General features: G+C 59.9%; 25 protein-coding genes. 10 read left to right on the top strand and 15 right to left on the bottom strand.

From position 1 onward, the window contains the following. From QKW60_RS04090 to QKW60_RS04075, 4 genes are read right to left on the bottom strand one after another with little or no spacing between them, the layout of a single operon-like run. Positions 1 to 1218, bottom strand: coding sequence for an MFS transporter (locus QKW60_RS04090; RefSeq protein ID WP_282366650.1), 1218 nt, complete (start codon positions 1216 to 1218; stop codon positions 1 to 3). After that, complete coding sequence (locus QKW60_RS04085) at positions 1218 to 1712, bottom strand: hypothetical protein (RefSeq protein ID WP_282366648.1); 495 nt, start codon at positions 1710 to 1712, stop codon at positions 1218 to 1220. Before QKW60_RS04085 ends, QKW60_RS04090 begins: the two co-directional genes overlap by 1 nt. Beyond that, positions 1705 to 2862, bottom strand: coding sequence for an SAM-dependent methyltransferase (locus tag QKW60_RS04080; RefSeq protein ID WP_282366647.1), 1158 nt, complete (start codon positions 2860 to 2862; stop codon positions 1705 to 1707). Before QKW60_RS04080 ends, QKW60_RS04085 begins: the two co-directional genes overlap by 8 nt. Beyond that, positions 2801 to 4144 (bottom strand): NAD(P)/FAD-dependent oxidoreductase, encoded by a 1344-nt coding sequence (locus QKW60_RS04075; protein ID WP_282366645.1) that lies wholly within the window; start codon positions 4142 to 4144, stop codon positions 2801 to 2803. Before QKW60_RS04075 ends, QKW60_RS04080 begins: the two co-directional genes overlap by 62 nt. Positions 4145 to 4268: 124 nt before the next feature. On the opposite strand from QKW60_RS04075, the gene QKW60_RS04070 reads away from it, so the two are divergent. Together QKW60_RS04070 and QKW60_RS04065 are read left to right on the top strand one after the other, a co-directional pair. Beyond that, entirely contained in the window at positions 4269 to 5042 is a 774-nt protein-coding gene (locus tag QKW60_RS04070) for a DUF1365 domain-containing protein (RefSeq protein ID WP_282366644.1), read from the top strand. After that, a complete protein-coding gene (locus QKW60_RS04065; RefSeq protein WP_282366642.1) occupies positions 5039 to 5764 on the top strand; it encodes an SDR family NAD(P)-dependent oxidoreductase in 726 nt (241 codons plus the stop codon). The genes QKW60_RS04070 and QKW60_RS04065 overlap by 4 nt, the downstream gene beginning before the upstream one ends. A gap of 134 nt (positions 5765 to 5898) precedes the next feature. On the opposite strand, the gene QKW60_RS04060 is transcribed toward QKW60_RS04065, so the two are convergent. From QKW60_RS04060 to QKW60_RS04045, 4 genes are all read right to left on the bottom strand, one after another. After that, positions 5899 to 6414, bottom strand: coding sequence for a fasciclin domain-containing protein (locus QKW60_RS04060; RefSeq protein WP_282366640.1), 516 nt, complete (start codon positions 6412 to 6414; stop codon positions 5899 to 5901). A gap of 185 nt (positions 6415 to 6599) precedes the next feature. Continuing rightward, positions 6600 to 7235 (bottom strand): ChrR family anti-sigma-E factor, encoded by a 636-nt coding sequence (locus tag QKW60_RS04055; RefSeq protein ID WP_282366639.1) that lies wholly within the window; start codon positions 7233 to 7235, stop codon positions 6600 to 6602. Next, a complete protein-coding gene (locus QKW60_RS04050; RefSeq protein ID WP_419762641.1) occupies positions 7236 to 7781 on the bottom strand; it encodes a sigma-70 family RNA polymerase sigma factor in 546 nt (181 codons plus the stop codon). Between the two features lie 658 nt (positions 7782 to 8439). Beyond that, the gene (locus QKW60_RS04045; protein WP_282366637.1) at positions 8440 to 9171 is read right to left on the bottom strand and encodes a Crp/Fnr family transcriptional regulator; all 732 of its coding nucleotides are present in this window, start codon (positions 9169 to 9171) and stop codon (positions 8440 to 8442) included. Between the two features lie 83 nt (positions 9172 to 9254). On the opposite strand from QKW60_RS04045, the gene QKW60_RS04040 reads away from it, so the two are divergent. Beyond that, on the top strand, positions 9255 to 9635 hold the full coding sequence (locus tag QKW60_RS04040; protein WP_282366636.1) for a hypothetical protein: 381 nt from the start codon (positions 9255 to 9257) through the stop codon (positions 9633 to 9635). 109 nt (positions 9636 to 9744) lie between these two features. Next, on the top strand, positions 9745 to 10239 hold the full coding sequence (locus QKW60_RS04035) for a Dps family protein (RefSeq protein ID WP_282366633.1): 495 nt from the start codon (positions 9745 to 9747) through the stop codon (positions 10237 to 10239). 57 nt (positions 10240 to 10296) lie between these two features. On the opposite strand, the gene QKW60_RS04030 is transcribed toward QKW60_RS04035, so the two are convergent. Beyond that, positions 10297 to 11106: a response regulator gene (locus QKW60_RS04030; RefSeq protein ID WP_282366632.1), complete on the bottom strand. Its 810-nt coding sequence runs from the start codon at positions 11104 to 11106 to the stop codon at positions 10297 to 10299. Between the two features lie 98 nt (positions 11107 to 11204). On the opposite strand from QKW60_RS04030, the gene QKW60_RS04025 reads away from it, so the two are divergent. The 4 genes from QKW60_RS04025 to QKW60_RS04010 are packed head-to-tail and all read left to right on the top strand — an operon-like array spanning position 11205 to position 15315. Then, positions 11205 to 11351 carry a NepR family anti-sigma factor gene (locus QKW60_RS04025; RefSeq protein WP_263739839.1) on the top strand — a complete coding sequence of 49 codons (147 nt, stop codon included), beginning with the start codon at positions 11205 to 11207 and terminating at the stop codon, positions 11349 to 11351. Beyond that, positions 11348 to 11911 (top strand): RNA polymerase sigma factor, encoded by a 564-nt coding sequence (locus QKW60_RS04020; RefSeq protein ID WP_282366631.1) that lies wholly within the window; start codon positions 11348 to 11350, stop codon positions 11909 to 11911. The genes QKW60_RS04025 and QKW60_RS04020 overlap by 4 nt, the downstream gene beginning before the upstream one ends. After that, positions 11908 to 13707 (top strand): sensor histidine kinase, encoded by a 1800-nt coding sequence (locus tag QKW60_RS04015; protein ID WP_282366630.1) that lies wholly within the window; start codon positions 11908 to 11910, stop codon positions 13705 to 13707. Before QKW60_RS04020 ends, QKW60_RS04015 begins: the two co-directional genes overlap by 4 nt. A gap of 42 nt (positions 13708 to 13749) precedes the next feature. Next, positions 13750 to 15315 (top strand): phospholipase D-like domain-containing protein, encoded by a 1566-nt coding sequence (locus QKW60_RS04010; RefSeq protein ID WP_282366629.1) that lies wholly within the window; start codon positions 13750 to 13752, stop codon positions 15313 to 15315. Position 15316: 1 nt separating this feature from the next. On the opposite strand, the gene QKW60_RS04005 is transcribed toward QKW60_RS04010, so the two are convergent. Continuing rightward, complete coding sequence (locus tag QKW60_RS04005) at positions 15317 to 16372, bottom strand: AI-2E family transporter (protein ID WP_282366627.1); 1056 nt, start codon at positions 16370 to 16372, stop codon at positions 15317 to 15319. A 176-nt stretch (positions 16373 to 16548) separates the two neighbouring features. Here QKW60_RS04005 and QKW60_RS04000 point away from each other — a divergent pair, with 176 nt between their 5' ends. Then, a complete protein-coding gene (locus QKW60_RS04000; RefSeq protein ID WP_282366623.1) occupies positions 16549 to 16746 on the top strand; it encodes a CsbD family protein in 198 nt (65 codons plus the stop codon). A gap of 199 nt (positions 16747 to 16945) precedes the next feature. Here QKW60_RS04000 and QKW60_RS03995 read toward each other — a convergent pair whose 3' ends face one another. From QKW60_RS03995 to QKW60_RS03980, 4 genes are all read right to left on the bottom strand, one after another. After that, positions 16946 to 17902 (bottom strand): DUF3618 domain-containing protein, encoded by a 957-nt coding sequence (locus QKW60_RS03995; RefSeq protein ID WP_282366621.1) that lies wholly within the window; start codon positions 17900 to 17902, stop codon positions 16946 to 16948. Next, positions 17886 to 18290, bottom strand: a complete 405-nt coding sequence (locus tag QKW60_RS03990; RefSeq protein WP_282366619.1) for a phage holin family protein — start codon at positions 18288 to 18290, stop codon at positions 17886 to 17888. The genes QKW60_RS03995 and QKW60_RS03990 overlap by 17 nt, the downstream gene beginning before the upstream one ends. Positions 18291 to 18295: 5 nt before the next feature. After that, positions 18296 to 18841 (bottom strand): hypothetical protein, encoded by a 546-nt coding sequence (locus QKW60_RS03985; protein WP_282366617.1) that lies wholly within the window; start codon positions 18839 to 18841, stop codon positions 18296 to 18298. A gap of 126 nt (positions 18842 to 18967) precedes the next feature. Next, positions 18968 to 19171 carry a PLD nuclease N-terminal domain-containing protein gene (locus QKW60_RS03980; RefSeq protein WP_282366616.1) on the bottom strand — a complete coding sequence of 68 codons (204 nt, stop codon included), beginning with the start codon at positions 19169 to 19171 and terminating at the stop codon, positions 18968 to 18970. 142 nt (positions 19172 to 19313) lie between these two features. Between QKW60_RS03980 and QKW60_RS03975 the strand changes: the two genes are divergently transcribed. After that, the gene (locus QKW60_RS03975) at positions 19314 to 19487 is read left to right on the top strand and encodes a DUF1328 domain-containing protein (RefSeq protein ID WP_282366614.1); all 174 of its coding nucleotides are present in this window, start codon (positions 19314 to 19316) and stop codon (positions 19485 to 19487) included. A 454-nt stretch (positions 19488 to 19941) separates the two neighbouring features. On the opposite strand, the gene QKW60_RS03970 is transcribed toward QKW60_RS03975, so the two are convergent. Next, a complete protein-coding gene (locus QKW60_RS03970) occupies positions 19942 to 20820 on the bottom strand; it encodes a PRC-barrel domain-containing protein (RefSeq protein ID WP_282366612.1) in 879 nt (292 codons plus the stop codon). Between the last annotated feature and the right edge of the window lie 82 nt (positions 20821 to 20902).

Raw genomic sequence — 20902 nt, 5'->3', positions numbered from 1 at the left:
TCACTCCTTTGACGGCAGCGCGAGGACCATGCCAATCGCGAAAAGTTTCAGGATGCAGGGCACGGCGGCATAGGCGATGTTGAGCGTGGCCAGGGCTTCCGGGCTGTTGGGCTGGCCGGGGACAAAGTCGCTCTGGCCAAGCAGGGGAAGTACCGCGAAGGCGGCAAGTGCCAGACTGAGCTTTCCTGCGAAGGACCAGATGCCGAAGGCAGTCGAGGCGTTGAGTCCGGCCGCAGTCAGCGCGATTGAGAACATGGCTGGCAGTATGACCATGTCGGCGCCAAGTGCCGCCCCGGATGCGATGCAGATCAATGCGAAACCGAACAGGTTTCCGGGCGCCAGGAAGGCCGCGCCGACAAAGCCCAGAACGGCAAGTGGCATGGCAATCAGCATGGTCGTCCTTGGCCCCAGCCGATGGCTGGCCCGGGTCCAGGCAGGAACGCTTAACCCTGCAGACAGGAAGAAGAGAACCAGAAGCGGGCCTGCCTTTCCGGGAAGGTCAAGGCGGTCTTCGACGAAGAACAGGAACAGGGTCGAGGTGATGGCCACGGGCAGACTGTTCACCAGCGCGATGGCGAGGAGTCTGAGCGCCCCTGCCCGGGCCATGCCGGACAGGGACAGCCCTTCACCAATTACCGGTTTGCGGCGCCAGATCGGCCGGGTCAGAACGGCTGCAATGATCGCGATTGCGCCAAGAAGGATGCCGAAAGCGGGATATCCCTGACCCGAAGCCCCCATGCCGAACAGCAGCGACGGCGCAATCGACGCGATCACGACACCGCCCAGCATGCCCCCTTCGCGATAGGCTGCAAGCGTCATGAGCGCGTGCGGGTCGGGGCGCGCGGCAAGGGTCGCGCTGCGTCCATACAGCAGGATCGTACCAAGGCTGTAGGCCGAAAACAGCAGGATGAGGACCGCCACCAGTTCGGCAACCACATGCGGCCCGGGCCGCAGCATGAAAAGCAGCGGAAATCCGATGGCCAGCCCAGTTGCGGCTGCAAGCGCAAACAGGCTCTGCCCACGGGACCACCTGTCGATGGCCCAACCAATGAGCGGGTCCTGCACAAGGTCGATCAGGCGTATCACCAGCAGAACGGTCCCAATCGTCCCAAGTGCAATACCAAGTTCGACCGACGCAAACCGCGGCAGATGGATATAGAGCGGGATACCGGCAGCCGCCAGCATGAGCGCATAAAGGCTGACCCGGGGGTAAACCATCACTCGCCGCGCAGTCTGCGGGTGAAGCTGGGCGACCGGGTATTGTTGCCCAGAAAGATCGCCATGAAGCGTTGCTTGATCCGGGGATGGGACAGCGCGCACATGCGCTGGCCGTTTCGCCAGAACAGGACCTCGTCCGGGCCGTTTGAGACCGCAAGATACCGGTCACCTCTGCCAACATCGTCGTAGCAGTTCAGCAGTTGATCCCGCAGCGGCAGCGGCCCGCCGGTGCGGCTGATTTCGCGCAAGGTCGCCTCGACCAGATCGGTTTCGCTCAATCTGCGCAGGTAGGTGAGTTCCAGCGCCATGTCCTCTTGCCAGTCGAGCGCGCGGCCCGCAGGCGTGTAGAGGCGCGCCTGGTACAAGGGCAGACCCAAAAAGCGCAGCGTCGCCTGACCTCGCATCTCGGCGCCGGGAAAGGCCGATGATACCGGAACGGCCTGCGCGATCATCGGGCAGAGCAGAAGGACGAGCGACAGCAGCAGCCTAGGCATGGGCCAGCTCCACCTGCACGACATTGGTGTGCCCGACCGCGAAAGAGGCGGCGCAGATCTCAAGGTAGTACTTCCAGTTGCGGAAGAACGCCTCGCCGTATCCCAGTTCGTCAATCCGGGTCTTCTGCGCGGACAGACGTTCGGACCACTGGCGGCACGTTCGGGCATAGTCCGGTCCGAATGCGAAACTGTCGCGCAGCTGAAGGCCTGCATTCCCGGCCTGTTCGGTAATCACGGTGTCGGACAAAAGCATGCCGCCCGGAAACACATATTGACGGATATAGTCCGAGGATGTCCGGTAGGTTTCAAAGAAGCCGTCGGACACAGTAATGATCTGCAAAAGCGCGCGTCCGCCCTCGGCCAGATTGCGTTTCAGCACTGAAAAGTAACTGGGCCAGTAGCGTGCGCCGACGGCCTCGATCATCTCGATCGAGACGATGTTGTCGTACTGCCCGCGAATGTCGCGGTAGTCCATCAGCTGAATGTCGGCGCGTCCATCGAGCCTGCATTCCGCATAACTCTGCTGATTGCGCGAGATTGTGACACCGGTCACATCGCGGCCATCCCCCGCCGCCTGTTCCGCAAAGCCGCCCCATCCGCAACCGATCTCCAGAACCCGCGCACCGCCGCCCAGCCGGGACAGGGCGCGGGCATTCTTGCGGTGCTGCGCGCGCCCAAGGTCATCGTCGCCGTCCGCAAACAGGCCCGAAGAATAGGTCATCCCCTCATCAAGCCAGAGTTGGTAGAATTCGTTGCCGACATCGTAATGCGACCGGATGTTGCGGGTCGCCCCGCGGCGCGAATTGGCGCGCAGCACCGTATCGACAAGGCGGAACTTCGCGCGGGTGAACGGGCCGGCATGATCATAGGCGCCCATTTCGTCCCGGTTGCGCATCGCAACCGTCATCAGCGTTTCGATTGACGATGTGTCCCACAGGCCCTGAACATAGGCTTCGCCCAAACCGACCTGCCCATGCGCCGCCATGGCCGAGACGGCGGACCAGTCCCGTATGGTCATCTCGGCCTCTGGTCCGGTCGCGCCAAACCGATGCGTGTCGCCTTCGGGCGTTCTCAGCGTCAGTTGCCCGTCACGCAGACGTTCGCAAGTCGACAGGAACTGCGATTTCAGCGCTCGGTTGGTAAGATACATCCTTTGGGTCTTTCTGCTGAGTGCCTTGGTTGATCATGCGGACAACGCGCATGGCGCTTGCGATGCCATCTTCGTGAAAGCCGTAGCGGTTATAGGCGCCGACGAACCAGGTGTGGTTTTCCCCCTGCATCGCGCGGATGCGATCCTGCGCGCGCAGAGCAGCCTGATCGAATACCGGGTGGGAGAACTCGACCTCGTCATAGATATCCTGCTGCGGGATGCTTCGGGACGGGTTGAGCGTGACAAACAGGGGATCGGTTTCGGGGATATTCTGCAGCCGGTTCATCCAATAGGTCACGCTGACCATACCGTCCTGCGACCGATAGGCCCAGCTGGACCAGCTGGCGCGCCGCCTTGGCATCTGGCTGGTATCGCGGTGCAGGACTGCGCGGTTGGGCTGGTAGCGGATGTTTCCCAGCGCCTCGGTCTCGGCAGGGGTTGCGGCGCCTTTCAGAATGGCCAGAGCCTGATCGGAGTGGCAGGCAAAGATCACCTTATCGAATTCCTCAGCTTCGCAACGGGCCGCCCGAACCGTCACACCGAAGGGAAACCGTTCGATGCCCGTGACGGGTTGTCCGGTGCGGATGCGGCACCCGCGTTGCACAAGTGCTGCTTCAAGGCGGCGGACATATTCGATGCTTCCGCCCTTGACCGTCCACCATTGATGCCGGCCAGCTCCTGCAAGCAGCGCGTGATTTTTGAAAAAGCGAACCAGCGATCGGGCCGGGAAGCGTTCGACATCCTCGGACGGCGTTGACCAGATCGCGCCGCACATCGGTATCAGGTAGTTGTTGCGAAACCAGTGACCGAGACGGAGTTCATCCACAAGCTCACCGATGGTCTTGTTGTCGCCATCTGCCGCCCGTTCCGCCTGCTTCCCGAACCTGATGATGTCCGAAATCATCCCATAATAGGAGGGCCGCAGCAAATTGCGCTTCTGGGCAAGGATGCTGCGCAGGCTGTTCAGCCCGTACTCGATCCGGCCATCGTCAATGCTTGCCCCGAAACTCATCTCGCTTTTGATGACCGGCACGTCGAGTTCGCGGAAAAGTCGGGTGAGATTGGGATAGGTCACGTAATTGAACACGATGAACCCGGTATCGACCGGCTGGGCGCCATTCTTTCCGGCCAGGACCGTGCGCGCATGCCCGCCAAGGCGAGGTGAGGCCTCAAACAGGGTCACATCATGGTGCTGCGAAAGGTAATAGGCGGCCGAAAGGCCGGATATGCCACCCCCGACAATGGCAATCCGCTTTCGGTCCCTGTGCTCGTGATCGAACATGTTTCCCCATCCCGACGTGCTTTTTCAGTAGACTACGCAAGAGCTTCGCCTTTGGATCAATAAAGGCAAGCGGTGGGTGACTTTGTGTGATCCAAAGACGCGTTGGCGCCGTATAAGGCACGTCATGATTGAGCATATTCAGGGTCAAACCACGCATGTCCGGCGCGGAGCGTTACGGAACGCTTTCCGCTATGGCGTCGACTATGTCCTGATCGATGATGATGCTGCGGCGGATCCGTTTCTTCTGTCGCGCAACCGGTTCAATCTATGGTCGCTCTGGGACCGGCACAATGGCGGGCCGCGAAACGAGGGGTACGGTTTTGATTGGTTCCGCGAAGAGCTTGCAGAACGTGGTTTTCCGCTTGAGGGCGCGCGTCTGCTGCTGCTGACGCAGCCAAGCTTTCTGTGGTTCCACTTCAACCCGGTCAGCTTCTGGATCGCGATGAAGCAGGATAGCCCCTGTGCTTTCATCGCCGAAGTCAACAATACGTTCGGCCACCGGCACTGCTATTTCTGCGCGCATGGCGATTTCCGTCCGATCGCCGCCAGCGACACGGTCACCGCCGCCAAAATAATGCACGTGTCGCCGTTTCAGAAGGTGGCAGGCGAGTATCGGTTCAACTTCGCCTTATCCGAAGATGCCGTCCGCATCCGGATATTCTATGGAAATGGGGAAGACGGGGTGGTCGCGACGCTCAGCGGCGCGCGCCGTCCCGCGACCAGCATCTTGCTGCTCTGGTCCGCCCTGCGCCGTCCGTTCGGCGCGGCGCGGGTGGTTGCGCTGATCCATTGGCAGGCGGTGATCCTGTGGTGGAAACGCGCGCCGTTCCTGAAGCCGCCCGCACCCCCCGTGTCGCTTGTCTCTGACAGCACCAGTTTGCAGGGGCGCGCGGAGTGACGGAGTTTGGCGGCAGATCCTACTGGCTGATCGGGGCGAGCGAGGGTCTTGGCCGGGCTCTGGCCATGAAGCTGGATCGCGAGGGCGCGCGGCTGATCCTGTCGGCGCGGGACGAGGGGCGGTTGACCACACTTGCATCCGACCTGACGGCGGCACGTGTCATTGCCTTCGACGTGACCGATCGGGAGGCCGTCCAGCGTGCTGTCCGCGCGGTCGGGCCGGTCGATGGGATCATCTACAATGCGGGCGCCTATACGCCGATGCGGGCGACCGACTGGGATACGGATGCCGCCCAGACGATGTGCGACGTGAACTTCATCGGTGCGATGCGGGTGCTGGGCGAGGTTGTGCCGCAGATGGTCCGCGCAGGGCGCGGTGATATCACCCTGATCGGATCACTGGCCGGGTATCGGGGCCTGCCCGCCGCAATCGGCTATGGCGCCAGCAAAGCCGCCCTGGTGAGCCTGGCTGAAACCATGCGGCATGATCTGAGAGGCACCGGCGTTGTCGTTCGCCTCGTCAATCCAGGCTTCATCAAGACCCGGCTGACCGAGAAGAACAGCTTTCGCATGCCGATGATCATGTCGCCCGAAGCTGCAGCCGAGCGCGTCGCGAGGGCCATGCGATCGAACCGTTTCCGCACCGATTTTCCAGCGCCGTTCTCGTGGCTGATGAAAAGCCTGGTTTTTCTGCCTGACGTCTTGGTCTACCGCGGACGATAGGCGGCATAGCTGTGGCGACCGCAGCGCTGGCAAGATCGCCCGGCCTTCATACAATATGGAACCGGTGCTGCCTTGGTCTGGCTGCACCGGTCTTTTTCAGCAATGGGGCCGACTTTGACCAGACATGCACCCGGTCAGTGGCAGGCAGGGCGGTTGCCCGGAAGCAGGACCTTGTCGACGACATGAATCACACCGTTGTCGGCCATAATATCCGCCACGATGACATTCGCCATCTCGCCGGTTCCGTCCGCGATTGTGACGCCACCGCTGCCTGCGGTGATGCAGAGACGCTCACTGGCCAGAAGCGGCTTGAAGTAATTCGACCCGGACGGGATCATGCCAGCCGTCAGCTTGCGATCATCCACGTGGTAAAGCAGAACATCGGTCAGTTGCGCCTTGTTCGCGGATTCGAGCAGGGATTCGACCGTGCCCGCTGGCAACGCCGCAAAGGCGTCGTTCAGCGGCGCATAGACAGTGAAGGGGCCCGGCCCGGACAGGGTTTCAGCCAGACCTGCAGCGGTTACTGCCGCAACGAGGGTTGAGAAGCGCTCGTCCCCGGCGGCAATCTCAACGATGTTTGCGGCCTGTACGGCGCTGGCCGAAACAGCGATGGCAAGTGCGGCAGCGGCGGTTTTCAGATTGGATCTCATGTCATGGTCTCCGTGTTGGCGGGCCTTTTTGCCCGGTCTGTTTCAAAGGTCGTGCAAGGGGTACGGGGGCGATCGGATGGTGGATCATCGGATCACGAATTTGTGATTTAAGTATTTGAATATAATAAAAAAAGAGAAAGCCGCCGGATCGACCGGCGGCTCTCATGCGAACGGTATAACTGCAATCAGATCCGGAACAGCGGCTGCAAAAGGCGCGGTATGAGCGAGTTGAAACGCAGCGGCGCATCGGTCGCCGCAAGACAGATGCAGGCCTCACCGGGGCCAGCCACCGGTGTGTGATCAAGGTCCTCATCCGCAACCTCAAGATCGCCGATTCCGAAAGCCCCGGTTTCATCCGTAAAACTGCCCTGCAGAACCAGAGTCAGTTCCAGTCCGCCATGGCTATGGTCGGGCACCGCCTGACCGGCAGGGATATAGAGCAGACGCACGGACCCGGCGTTACTGGCCATCAGAATATCCTGGCGCACACCTGCACCCAGCGCCTTCCACCGCGGCGCGCGCCCTTTCATGGCCTCCATGACCGGTCCCGGAAAGATGCCAGACCGCTTTACCACGGGCTGTGGCGTGAATGGCGTATCAAGCCTGGCGAGGAGATAGGCCTTGAGATTGCCTGAAACCGCAACCTGATCGACGGTTTCCAGAACCGCGCCACCGGCGGAGTGATGCGCTTCAAGCGCCACACGGCAATGAACGCAAAGCGACACATGGCTGGCAACGACCAGCGCGAAGGGCTGCGGCAGGGACCCGGCGGCATAGGCCGCCAGCATGGCATCCGGTGTATGATGGGTGATCGCGGACATTTAACGTATTCCCTTAAGCTCGTGCCTCAGCCGTTCCAGCCCCAGCCGGATACGCGATTTGATTGTCCCCAATGGCAACCCTGTCTGGGTGCTAATCTCTTGATGCGTCAGTTCGCCGAGGTAGGCCTTCTCAATCATCTCGCGCTGTTCGCCAGAAAGCCGCGAGAGGGCGTTCTTCAGTTCTGTTGCTTCCTGTTCCAATGCCAGGATCTGGCTGGCATCGAGCTCGGCCCCGGGATCCTCGATCAGGTCTTCCGGCTCTGGCCGCCGTTCTTTGCGTACCATGTCGATCTGCCGGTTGCGGGCGATCTGGTAGATCCAGGCCGATACCTGCGCGCGGTGCGGATCGAACATCGATGCCTTGCGCCAGACTGTCAGCATCACGTCCTGAACGATCTCTTCAGCCTGATGCGCAGCGATTCCCGAGCGCATGATCATTCCCTTCAGGCGCGGCGCGAAATGATCGAACATCGCCGAAAAGGCCTGGCGGTCACGCTTGTCCCTTACGGCCAGCATCCACAAGGTTTGCTGCGATAATTCGGCCATTGGTTTCGACACCTGTCTGCTTTCAATTCGAGGCACCAAAGGCACATACCGACCGGCGCATGGAATATCGACATTCAGGTCTAACATAACTCAGATACGCAGCTGCGCATCAACTGGATCAATTTCTCGCTCAATCATTTCATTCAATGCACGCCAAGGGGATCGTACGATCAAGATCGGCCCAATTGGAAACCTTGTACCAATCTCTCTCCGACGGCGACCGCCTTGCCCGATGTAGGACAGTACGACTCAGCGGGACATCCACAGTTTTCCGAACTGCGCCGAAGATGCCGGAAGCAGGCATGTGCAAGTCAGAAGTGAATAACCACTCCGCACAGCTTCGCGATATCCCGTCACATGGAAAAGCCGTGCCAAGGAACGAACGGCAGGTTCGGTGAAGTTGCTAGGCAGCGCGGGGCGCCTCGATGAACGGCAGGAACGGGCCGAGGGAGGACAGGATGGCAACGGGCCAAAGGGGGCCTTCATCGTGCCGTCACACACCGCAAGGAGCTTCCCTGAACCAAGCATTCGTCGAGTCCGGACGAACCCGTTGAAGACGACCACAATTGAACGCGCGAATAAGAGGCTTTGGCGTCCGTTGAGTGTAAGACTGCTTCATTTGAAAGGTTCTCGAACATTCTTTTGTCGGCTGATGATCTTACATCAACGGCCGTTGCTGCGGGCGTTCAAGGTCGATCATCGCGAGGTCCGCCAGCGACTTTATTTTCTTCAGTTGAAGGCTGCCGTCGTTCCAATGCGCGAGCCCCATGGATCGCAGAGCCTTGAGAGTTTTATTCGTGTGAACGAGAGATAAGCCGAGTGCATCCGCGAGATCCTGCTGGCGGAATGGTAAAGGCACGTCTCCATCTTTTCCCAATCCTGCGGCTTTCAGGCGTTCATAGATGCGCACGAGCGCCCAGGCGATACGCTGGGTTGCGTCACGCTGGCCGAGCGAGGCGATCGTCTCACCCAGAAAGTGCTCTTCGACGGCAGCAATCCACGTCAGGTCGTAGGCGCGTTCCGGGTGCTGGCGAAAGAGTTGCCAGAGGTCATTCCGGCGAAAGGCGCAGAGCGTCATAGGTGTCGTCGCCTCGACCGAGTGCTGCATCTCCCCCATAATACCGGCCTGAAGGCCGGTGAAATCCCCAGGGAAAAGGAAATTGATCACCTGCCTCTTGCCGTTCTCCAGCGTTTTATAGCGGGTGCCCATCCCTTCAAGCACCGTGTAAAGCTGCGGGCTGTTAGATCCCTCCATCAGAATGGTCGTACCGGGATCGACATTGAGTTCCCCTGTCTTGAACGAATGCATGAATGCCAGTTCCTCGTCGGTGAACGGCGTAAACAGGTTGCGCTTGCGCAATGGGCAGTTCTTGCAGGCGGTGCCGGGCATGAAGAAAACCTCTGGTGATATGTCACAGTTAAATGCGCCTGACGGGAAATGGTTCCATCGTTCGACCTTTCGTGGGGGGGGCGATGGACAACAACTGTTCCGATCGCGGCGATGTCTACGTGATTGCGGTGCATGATTTCGTCGTTCTGAAAGATCTAGAAGATACGGTGCGCGAGTTCGATCCGACCGCGACCGTCCTGACTACGACAAGCTGCGATGAGGCTATCACGAAGATCAGGACCCAGGACCAGCTCGCCATGGTCTTTATAGAAGCCGGGCCGGTCTACATCTCGGCAGTACGGATGGATGAACTGGTGCGCGCTCGGGGAGGGCGCATCGTGCTGCTTGGCGATGATGCGGAAGACGAATGGGACGAAGGCCGGTCCCCGCGTCGGTGGCCAACATTGCAGCGACCGTTTTCGTCCCAAAGCGTCCTGTCGATCATTATTGCTGGCCGCAGATAGGGAACCGTCACTTCAGTCAGGCGTTCGGTTCCGGAGGCGGATGCGTCAATTGCTCCCGCAGATCACCTGAAACACGCGCCCGATGGGTTCCAAGATGAAAGGAAGTGTCATGACTGACGCGTTAAATGTTGTGCCTGCCCCCGAGACGGTCAAAACCGGGGTTCAGAAGGTCAAGCCGGTCGCCAAGTCGCTGGCCGAAGCACTCGCAGATACCTACCGGCTGGTCTTCAAGACACATGCCTATCACTGGAATGTCGAGGGTCCGCTTTTTTATCCGATCCACAAGCTGACCGAGGCGCAATACGAAAACATGTTCGCTGCCGCCGACGAGATTGCCGAACGCATCCGCGCTTTGGGACAACTCGCACCGGCGCGGCTGAGTGACGTGATCGAAGCTTCAGTCGTGAAGGATACTGATCGGCTGCCCTCGGCGCAGGCGATGATTGAAGATCTTGCGGCCGATCACGAGACGGTCGCGAAGCGGATGCACAGGGTCATCAAACTTGCCGATGAGCATGATGATCCGGTCACGGCCGACCTGATCACAGCGCGGTCGGCCTTCCACGAACAAGCCGCATGGATGCTGCGAGCGACCGCGAAATAGTTGAGAGTAAGAAAATCGGCCGGGAAAACCCGGCCGGTTGCACTATGTTCGGGCCGCTCAGGCCGCGAGCGTTTCCGTGGACGAAAAGAACATCGCCTGGCTGACTGCCGAGCGCACCTGCTCTTCCGAAAACGGCTTAGTGATCAGGAAGGCCGGTTCGGGGCGGGCGCCAGTTAGCAACCGCTCGGGGAAGGCCGTGATGAAGATCACCGGAATATCGTCGAACTGCGCGAGGATGTCATTGACGGCGTCGATGCCCGACGAATTGTCTGCTAGTTGAATGTCGGCAAGGATCAGATCCGGACGCATCGACGATGCAAGCTTCACCGCTTCGGTTCGGGTCCGCGCGATGCCGGTGACGGAGTGGCCGACATCCTGCACGATCGACACGATGTCCATGGCGATGATGGCTTCATCCTCGATCACCATGACCTTGCCGGCAATGGCGCTTTCCATTTCGCGGCGCGCGATATCAATCAGCTCGGCGGCCTCATCAGAACTGATGTCCATGATCTGGCCGATTTCACCGGTAGTGAAACCTTCGATAGCGTGCAACAGCAACGCCTCGCGCGTATTCTCGGTCAGCCCTGCCATATGGTCCTGCGCGCGCGCCGACAGACGCGTATCTGCCTCACCCACCGGTGCACCTGCACTCGACCAAACCAGATGAAAGGCACGGAAAAGGCCGATCTTGGCATTCTGCCTGCCCTTTGCGGGAGCGTCGTCAAGCAGAATGGCCTCCAGCGTGGCGGCGGCAAACCGGTCGCCGCTTTCCTGACTTCCCGTCAGCGCGCGCGCATAACGACGCAGGAAGGGCACGTTTGCCGCAACCGATGTGGCAAAGTCAGAGGTTTCGTTCGGCGACATTTTTTTCTCCCATCGCGATTTTCTTGGGAACCAACGCGCTTCGAGTGCGTTAGGTTCCATACGATCGTGAAAAAATCTGGCCAGACAAGTGCAGGCACATGAAGCAAAGCAATCAAACGTCAAAGCTGCAAGCGCAGATCGATGAAAACCTGAAGCGCGTCTATCAGGAGGCGCTGGAAGAAAGCATTCCAGATCGCTTCAAGGACCTGCTGGATCAGTTGCGGCAGAAGGAAGCCAAGAAATGAGTTCGGCTCCCGACCCCAGGGACGAGCTTCCCGAGCATCTCCCGGCCTTGCGTGCGTTCGCGATCAGCCTGTGCGGCGACGTGTCCACGGCGGATGACCTCGTCCAGGATACGATCGTGAAGGCGTGGACCAATATCGAGAAGTTTGCCGTCGGGACGAACATGCGGGCGTGGCTTTTCACCATACTTCGCAACACGTTCTTTTCGATCCGGCGCAAGCGTAAACGCGAGGTCGCGGATTCCGATGGCGTTCACGCCGGACGTCTTTGCGAAAAACCGGCGCATGATGGTCGGCTGGCTTTCAATGACTTTCGCCGCGCGTTCAACCAGCTATCGGCCGAGCATCGCGAGGTTCTCATCCTCGCTGGCGCTTCGGGTTTTTCCTATGAAGATGTTGCCGAAATGACGGGCGTGGCGGTCGGCACGGTGAAAAGCCGCGTCAACCGCGCACGGGCGCGGTTGTGCGACCTTCTCGGTCTCGCCGAAGGTGAAGATCCCATATCCGGCGCAGATGCCGCGACTATCGCGGTGGTAAGTGCGTCCGGAGTCCGGGCAGCATGACTGACTCAGTTCCGACCAGTCGGATAACGCAACGACTTGGATTTCAGATCGCGTTTCTTCTTGCGGTGGTGCTGCTCCCGCTGACGGCCATGTCTGTTGTACGGTCATCTGCATTGGTCAAGGAAGCACGCGCCCGATCCGAAGCCGCGCTCGTCGGCGAAACTATGCATGCGGCTGCACGAGAACTGCAGTTCATTCAGGAGGCCCGCGGCACAGTTGCCGCGCTTGCAGGCGCAATTCCCGCCTTTGTTGACGACGTCGAGGCATGTTCCACAATCATGCGCGAGGTCGCGACCGAATCTGCGCGTTACTCGCTGGTGGCCTTTATCCCTCCTGACGGGATCATGCGGTGTTCATCCAGTGGCAAGACGCATGACTTCTCTGACAGTTCCCTTTGGCGGCAGATCGATGAATCGCCTGAACCGATGATTGTCGTCAACCGCCGGGCACCGGTTTCCGGCACGTCCATTCTGGGAATCGCGCATCCGGTGTTCGGAGAGGATGGTGAACGCCTTGGAACCGTCAGTGTATCGGTTCCGCATGAGGCGCTCATTGTCCCGGAACCTGCGGATAGCCTCTCGGAACGACCGCTTGAAATAGTGACCTTCGATGCCGAAGGCGAGATCCTGACCGCTTCGGGCTGGGTCAGCGGCTACGACGAAGCGCTACCTGTTGATCGATCACTCAAGGCATTGACCGGCGAAAAACCGATAGCCTTCACCGATAAATCCGTCGACGGCACGGTGCGGGTCTTTTCGGTCGTGCCGCTCGTTCGAGGGGAACTCTACGCCTTGGGAACCTGGCCGTATGATGGAACAAGCAGCGTCGGCAATTCGCTGTCGTCTGTACCTTTCCTGTTTCCGGTACTCATGTGGCTTGCCAGTCTAATCGTCGCATGGCTGGCCGTCGAACGCCTTGTCATTCGCCATATCCGTAAGCTGCGGCATTCTCTCATTTCCTTTGCGGGTGGAAACCGGATCGTTGGTGACGTCAACGTATCGGGTGCCGCCATCGAGATCCGCGAAATCGGCGAAGCCTACGAAAGCATGACCGAGACGATCCTGCACGACGAGGCGGAGCTTGAGGACATGGTGCACCAGAAAGAGGTCCTGTTGCGCGAAGTGCATCATCGCGTGAAGAACAATCTTCAGCTTATCGCATCGATCATGAATATGCAGATGCGCCGGACCCGCTCGGATGAGGCAAAGCGCACTTTGAAGGGCCTTCAAGACCGGGTGATGAGCCTCGCCACGATCCACCGTGAGCTTTACCAGACGGCCGGGCTTTCAGACATACATTCGGATGAGCTGCTCTCGACCATCGTCCGCCAGATCTCCAATATGACCGAACGGCCGGATCGCAAGTTCACCGTTCAAACGGAATTCGCCGACATCCGCATGACGCCGGATCAGGCCGTGCCGCTCGCGCTATTGGTCGCTGAAGCGGTCACCAATGCAATCAAATACGCCGCTGGTCCCGACGGCGGGCCTGCGCAACTTTCGGTCAGTCTGACCCGCCTTTCAGACACGCGGGCCGTTGTTCATGTCCGCAACACCGTTGTCGATAATGAAGCCGACGCGACTGAGGACGAATTGGATGCTTCGGGCGTTTCGGCGCGAACCGGACTTGGCACCCAGCTTGTTTCCGCGTTCGCTATGCAGCTCGGCGGCACGGCCAATCGGACTCAGGAAGACGGCTTCCACGATCTGACTGTCGAATTCGTCATCCGGCCGCTGGCAGATGCAGAACAACGCCACGCACCGGACGACGATGCCGCCTTGGAACCTGCGGGCTGACGTGAGCGTTGTCCCGACGTGGAAAGCGCCAGTTAGATTAGAATGCTAAAGAGCTTCGAATACGTTGCGGCCCCGAAATTCGATGTGCTGCTGACCGCCGATCAGGCTTACCCTGTGCTGGAACGGGAATTTCTGCATGCACAGTCCGAGATCTGGGCGGGATTTCGTGTCTTCGACCTGACGACTCTTGTCAGATCAGTGGCCGCAAAACGTGTCGCAGAGACCTGGTTTGACCTCGTCATACACACCTTGTCGCGTGGGGTCGCCATTAATATCGTCATCTCTGACTTTGATCCGGTCGCACGGCCCTCACTGCATCGTGGCACCTGGCGGTCGGTGCGGCGGCTGATCGCCGCGGCGGAACTGGCAGGGGCGAGCGACCGTCTGCATGTGACCGCTGCAATGCACCCGGCGCGAACGGGGCTTTTACCGAGACTTCTTTTCTGGCCGGCCATCCTGCACCGGCAGTTCAAGGCCGCGCGGTGGCTCAACCTGCGGCCAAAGCCCGAGCGTCTAAACGCTATAAGGGAGATGCCCGGTCTGGCAGAACACCTTGTCACATCGGCCAACGGTCGGGTTCGCCCGAAGCTCTGGCCGATCCCCGCCCTCCATCCCGCCACCCATCATCAGAAGATGGCCGTGTTCGATCGCAAGACGCTCTACCTCGGCGGTCTAGATCTGGATGAGCGGCGCTTCGACACCCCGGCTCATGACCGCAATGCCGACGAAACCTGGCACGATGTGCAACTTACCCTGTCCGGCCCCGCTGTTCCCGAGGCACAGTCGCACCTGGAGTCATTTCTCGATGTGACCGCAGGCCGGCGGCAGCCCGCGCGCCAACGGCGGTTCCTGAGAACCTTGTCCCGCCCCCACAAGAACAACCTCTTGCATTTTGGGCCAGAACCGGTTGTCGAAGAAATCGCCGTTGCGCATGAGCACTACGCCAAGCGCGCCCGACGCCTTATCTACCTTGAAACCCAGTACTTCCGCGACCTGCATTTTGCTCGCTACCTCGCGCGGCGCGCCAGCGAGAACCCCGGACTGTCAATGCTTCTGGTCCTACCGGGCGCGCCCGAAGAAATCGCGTTCGAGCGGAGGATCGGTCTGGACGCGAGGTTCGGAGAGTTCCTTCAGGCGCGGGCTCTTCGTATTCTGGTCAAGGCCTTCGGGAAACGGTTGTTTATCGCGGGTATGGCGCAGCCAAGACGCACGAACGGCGGAAACGAAAATGGCCGCGCCTTACTTCACGGCGCGCCCATCGTCTATATTCACTCCAAAGTGTCGGTGTTTGATGACTCCGCCGCAATCATATCTTCGGCAAATCTCAATGGCCGGAGCCTGCGCTGGGACACCGAGGCGGGCCTGCTTCTGACCGACAAGAACCAGGTGCAAATTCTGCGTCGCAAGGTGATGGGCCACTGGCTGCCGGATGGCGCGCATGACGGATATTTCGATCCGGGCCGCGCAGTGTCGGCCTGGCGCGCGTTGGCGCTGGCGAATGTCCGAAAAGAACCTGACCAGAGGGAGGGCTTTCTGCTGCCCTACGACATCAAGGCCGCGGAACGGGATGCAACCGAAGTTCCGGTCGTTCCGCCCGAAATGGTCTGATCTAAGTGGTCTCTCCGGGAACCGTGTCCGGAACCGAGCGATCGGCAATCACGTCGTTCAGGACCAGCACCCACAGAAGCAGCGGGATCGCGACGATACCGCCGATCGGCCCCCAGAGCCAAAGGCCGAAGATCAGCGACAGGAACACCAGCAGTGGGTTGACCGACATATGCCGTCCGACAAGTGCAGGTGTCACGAACTGACCCTCGAGCGTGTTGAGCACAAGGAATGACGCCGCCGGGGCGAGCGACAACGCTCCGTCGAACTGGGCAACTCCCACAAAAAGCAGTGTGACGACGTAGACCGCCGGCCCGAGGTAGACGACAAAGTTGACGATGAAGGCGATCACACCCCAGATCATCGCGTCGGACACGCCGATCACCTGAAGGACGCCGGCCGTTATCGCACCCAGCCCGGCATTGATAAGTGTGATTGTCGAGAAGTAGCGCGACACATTGCGGTCGGCACGGCGCAACCGATGGGCCAGCTCTGCCCTTCCGCCGCGATCCGACAGACGCAGCGACACCCAATCGTAGATTTCACTCCGCGTGAGCAGAAAGAAGAAAAGCGCACCGGCGAAGATCAAGACCTGCGAAAGGATCGCCGGCGCGATCATGAGTGCGTCGGTGACCGTGGGAAGCGCAACGCTGTCCTCGGCAACCTGCGTGACCGGGGCCGCGTTCGCCTCGGGCGCGACGGCGGCTGCGACGCTGTCGGTGACCTCGGACAATCCGCGCAGAAGGCCTCTGAACCCTTCCACCACTTCCTTCATATCCGCCCATACCTTGGGCGCCTGCGAGACGAGTTGAGCGATGATCGGGTGAAAGGCCAAAATGAGCGCGCCGATCAACACCAGGGTTGCCACAAGGCCGATCAGCGCGCCCCAGACGGCGGAATAGCCGTGCCGTTCCCAGAAATCGGCAAGCGGCGACAACACTACGCCAGTAACCAGTGCGAGTGTCAGTGGGGCGAGAATGTCTTCGCCGAGATTCATCGCAACTATGAGCGAAATCGTCCCGACGACGATCATTGAAATCTGGGAAAGTCGCGTAGTCATGTCCAAAAAAAATCGTCCCCCGATATGTCAGGGATTAAACGTCTCACGCTACCGTTCGGTTCCCTCCGCGAAAATCCGCGCGCCAGCCTGATCAGGCCCCACATTCTTGGAACCGCGAGCTGACAGAAACGTTGGTCTCGCACACTCCCGTGTAGATCAAATCGAAGGAGGTTCTCATGAATTGGGACCAGATCGAAGGCAACTGGAAGCAGCTCAAAGGTAAGGCCCAAGCCAAATGGGGCGACATTACCGACGACGAATGGCACAGTGCCGAAGGACGCCGGGAAGAGCTCGTCGGTCTCGTGCAGGAAAAGTACGGCCATGCCAAGGAAGCGGCCGAACGTGAGGTTGACGACTGGATGCGCGGCATCTGACATCTGGCATGCTTCTTTCCGTGACCTGAGAACGCCGCCCCTGGGGCGGCGTTTTTATTGATTCCTCATCATTTTCACCCAGCCGGTCGCCGGAAAAAACGAAACCGGCGGTTGCGCTTCACAACCGCCGGTCCGCCCTGAGGCTTGCCGGATAGGGGACGACCCGGCAAGCGGGCAGCCTAACTCGTCTGGTGTGTGTCTAGGTCTTTGAAGGCGTTTCGCCCGCTTCGGCGACCGCGCGTTCGCGCACGCTTTCTCCGATCTCTGCGGCCGTCGCGGCCGCACTGCGCGCCGCTTTCTGGGCCGAGGACTTCAACTCGTCAGCCACACCTTCAGCAACCCGCGTCATGCGGTCGCGTTCTTCCTTCAGCAAAGTTGCCGCGCGTTCCATCAAATGATCGCTCTCCTCGCCGAAGGCACGGTCCTCGGCCCGCGTCCGGGGAAGCGCGGCAGCAAAAGCGGCGCCAAGGGCCAGCGCCACCGCGCCAGCGATCATGGGATGCTCGTTGATCAGACGCTCGGCCTCGCGCCCACCGGTCCGCACCGTTTGCGCTGTGCGCAGATGGGCGCTGTATGCCGCTTCCCGGGCTTTGACGACCCGCTCGCGCGCAGTTTCGGAAAGCGAGTCCAACCCGTCGCGCAAGGTCGCGCGCATGTCATCCGTGAACGAAGCGATGATCTGAGCGCGATCGGCAGCGTAGTCGCGGACATCGTCTGCATAGGACCGCGCGTCCTGTTCAAGGCGGCGAAGCGCATGTGATGCGGTCGTGCGCAACGCATCGAGCTTAACGGACCATTCCTTGGTAGGGTCCATACCGTGATCCGCCGCAACTCCATGGATCGGCATCGCGCTGCCGCCTTCGTCTTCCCAGCGGTTCACGACTGCAGCGGATGGTTCGGACGGGTTCTTTCGGCCACCGAAGATAAGCCAGGCCAGCCCGATACCCGCAACTGTCAACGCAAGCGGGTTCGACCGCACGGCCCTGTCGAGGGAACTTGTATAGACTGCCGCGTTCGTCTTGATCATGCCCAGCGCCTCTCTCGCGAGATTGTCGACGGACACGCGTTCGTTCAATTCTTCCAGCGTCTTCGAAAGGCGGGCGCGGTCACGTTCAAGTTCGCTTTCGATCATTCGGGCGTCAGAGTGATGTGTCATGGCTCATGGCCTCCTTAAAAGTGTCCGCATCGCGACGGATGTTCATTACCGTGCGGCGAGGTATGATTTTGGTTGATGAGAATGCATGGCGGCCGATGGCCGCCAACACAGCGGCGATTACAATAAGGCTGGCGGCAACGATCAGAGCAGCCCAGCCGGTCGCGAAACCTTGGTTTGCCAATGCGGCAACCGCAGCGTCGGCCAAGACATTCAGGCCGACGAAAAAGACCGTAGCAGCCAACAGGACGAGGCTTGCACCCGTTGCGATGCTTCGGATATTTTCCTCGGCCTCTGCCCGCGCTAATGCCAGTTCACCCCGCATGAGCTGCGTGATCCCGTGGAATGCGTCCGATAGCAGGCCTCGTGTGGATCTGACATTCGCATCCATGATATCTACCGCGTCTCTTTCTCAAGACCGCCGCTCTGGTCACCGATGCTTTGCGTCCCCGGTGCCATGCTGAAGGCCAATGCCTCTGACGTCTCCACAGGCATTGGCGACGGATGCGCATGTCCACGACCGCTGGCCCGCGCGAAGCGGGCGAGTGCAAAGCCCGCGATTGCGGCCCCTGCCACGAAAGCGCCGGGATGGGTGCGCGCGAAGCGTTCCGTCTCATCTATGATCGACGATATGCTGCGGCTACGCAGATCCTCCGATAATTCCGCCACGCTTCCGGCAACGACATTGAGCACCCGCCGCTCAATTTCATAGTCAGCATTCTCGGCGCGATTGCGCAGCACGTCGTTGAGTTTCATTCCCTGCTGCGAAAGCTGCGCCTTGCCTTCTTCCGCGCGGGCTTCCGCCTCGGCACGCAGCGATTTCGTGGCAGAAGATGCCACGCTTGTCGCTTCTTCCGTTGCTGCTTTCAGCGCATCGGTACCAGCCTCACGCGTTGTTTTTGCTGCGGATTTAATGGTCTGTTTCAATATCTCGCGTGTCATGTGTCGCCTCTTTCAAGAGATGTGACAGGTCAAATACCTGCGTCGCACCGATAGTGTCGGCACTGTCGCGTGTCGTTTCCGCTCAATGCGAAAACGCGCAGGTTGCGCCCCGGTTCCCGGTATTGATCAAACGTGACGGGTAGACGACCGCGGACCTGCGATCAGCCAAATCACGAAGCCGATGATCGGAAGGAAGAAGACGAGAAGCACCCAAAGGACCTTGCGTCCATTCGGGGCAGTCGAGCCGAAAATGGAGACGAGCGCCCAGATATCGAGCGCGAGTATGAGAAGGCCGCCGAATCCCGACAGAGAAAGCATGTTCATTTCCATGGCAAGTTCCTTTCGCGTTGTCGGGGGAATAACCCTCAAGTGCCGGTCTGGTTCCCTTTTCTTGTGCAGAGGGAACCTCGAGCAGCGCTTATGCGTTCTTCCGGCATACTCACCCCTTAAGTGCAACAAAGGAGTTACAGACATGCTTGGTTGGGCCCTTACCTTTCTCGTCATCGCTCTGATCGCAGCCGCCCTCGGATTCGGTGGCATTGCCGGTGCGTCGGCTGGGATCGCCAAGATCCTCTTCGTGATCTTCCTTATCCTCTTCGTCGTCGCGATGATTGCCCGCGCCGCGAAGGGCAAACCCCCGGTTTGACACACGCTCAGACACAACGCAGCGCGGTATTCCCGCGCTAAGAAGCGAACCGGAGCAGGGTAACCTGCTCCGGTTTTTCTTTATGCCTTCATACTTCTGAAGTTCGCCACAAGGTCGGTTTCAGAGAGCAGCGCCATATCGAAGTGGGTATGTGAAGAGTATCGGCCTCTATCGTTTTCCACCCTGAAGGACGACCGCGGACGTTCCGAAGCCGGTTTGGTCGAGGCCGTTGGATGGGGAAGAGGCGTTAGGGCCACGATGCGGTGCTTCGCCGCCAAAATCATGGAAGAGAAGCGCTGGGATCGGGCTGCCGAAACCCCTCCATCGCATCGCGCGGATTTCCGGCTCTTTACGTCAGAAGGACGACGGCCCGCCACTAAGGGCGGGCCGTTGTTACTCAACCAGATTTCGGCATGTTATGCCGAATGCTACTCGTTACCGAGCTGAAGTCGGATCACTTGTCGTAAGTCGGCAGAGCTTCCAGCTCTTCCCTGGTCATCGAGATGTAGACGCGCAGGTCATCGCCACCCTTTTCGCGAAGGATATCGACATCGCCCATCGCCAGTTCCACCGGTTTCTCGCCGATACCCAGGAAACCACCCACATCGATGATGCTGTGCGTGATCTTGCCGTTTTCGTTGATGATTAGTCGCGACACCTCGCCGATCCACTCATCATTCGCGTCGTATGCCTTCGCACCGGTCAGCATTTCGGTGGTCAGGTCTGCTTCGGCTGCTGGATCGTAGCCGTCACGCATGATCGGTTCACGGGTGACGGCGTCAGCGGCTTCGCCCGCTGCCTCAGCCGTGGCATCAGCGGCGTCATCGACAGCTTCGGCAGTCGCTTCGGCTGCATTGTCAACGGCCTCAGCCGTCGCCGCCGCAGCGTTTTCGACCTTCTCCATCGAGGCGTGGCCCCAGTGGTACTCGGGCGCTTCCTCGAACATCGTCCGGTCCGCAGTCATGACAAGGAAATAGTCGGCCTCGTCATCGGCGGTCGAACTGTCTGACACGAAACGTATGGCGCCCATGTCAACGGCAACCTGGCGTTCGCCGATGCCGAGGAATCCACCGATGTCGACGAGCACGGCATCAACGGAACCGCCGCGCGAGAGGATCACATCGTTGATCTCGCCAATGTCTTCCCATCCGTCCTGCAAGCCATCGAACGCGTCACCCTCGACGGCGGCTTCGCTTGCATAGACCCGTTTGCCGATGAAGTCGGAGGCGGCGATTTCCATCGGATCTCCTTCGGCCCGGAACATCACGTCCTGAGCCACTGCAGACGTCGTCGCGAGTGCCGCAAAAGCGGCAGAAATCATGAATTTTTTCATGGGGATACTCTCCAATTTCGATATTGTTAACCAGCGCCTCAGCGCTTGAAGTGCCAACGTCCAAGGCAGGCTGCGGTTCCCA

Source organism: Albidovulum aestuarii (genome assembly GCF_029961185.1).
Lineage (GTDB): Bacteria > Pseudomonadota > Alphaproteobacteria > Rhodobacterales > Rhodobacteraceae > Albidovulum > Albidovulum aestuarii.
The sequence above is the reverse complement of the archived record's forward strand: the minus strand, read 5'-3'. Positions and strand labels throughout refer to the sequence as shown.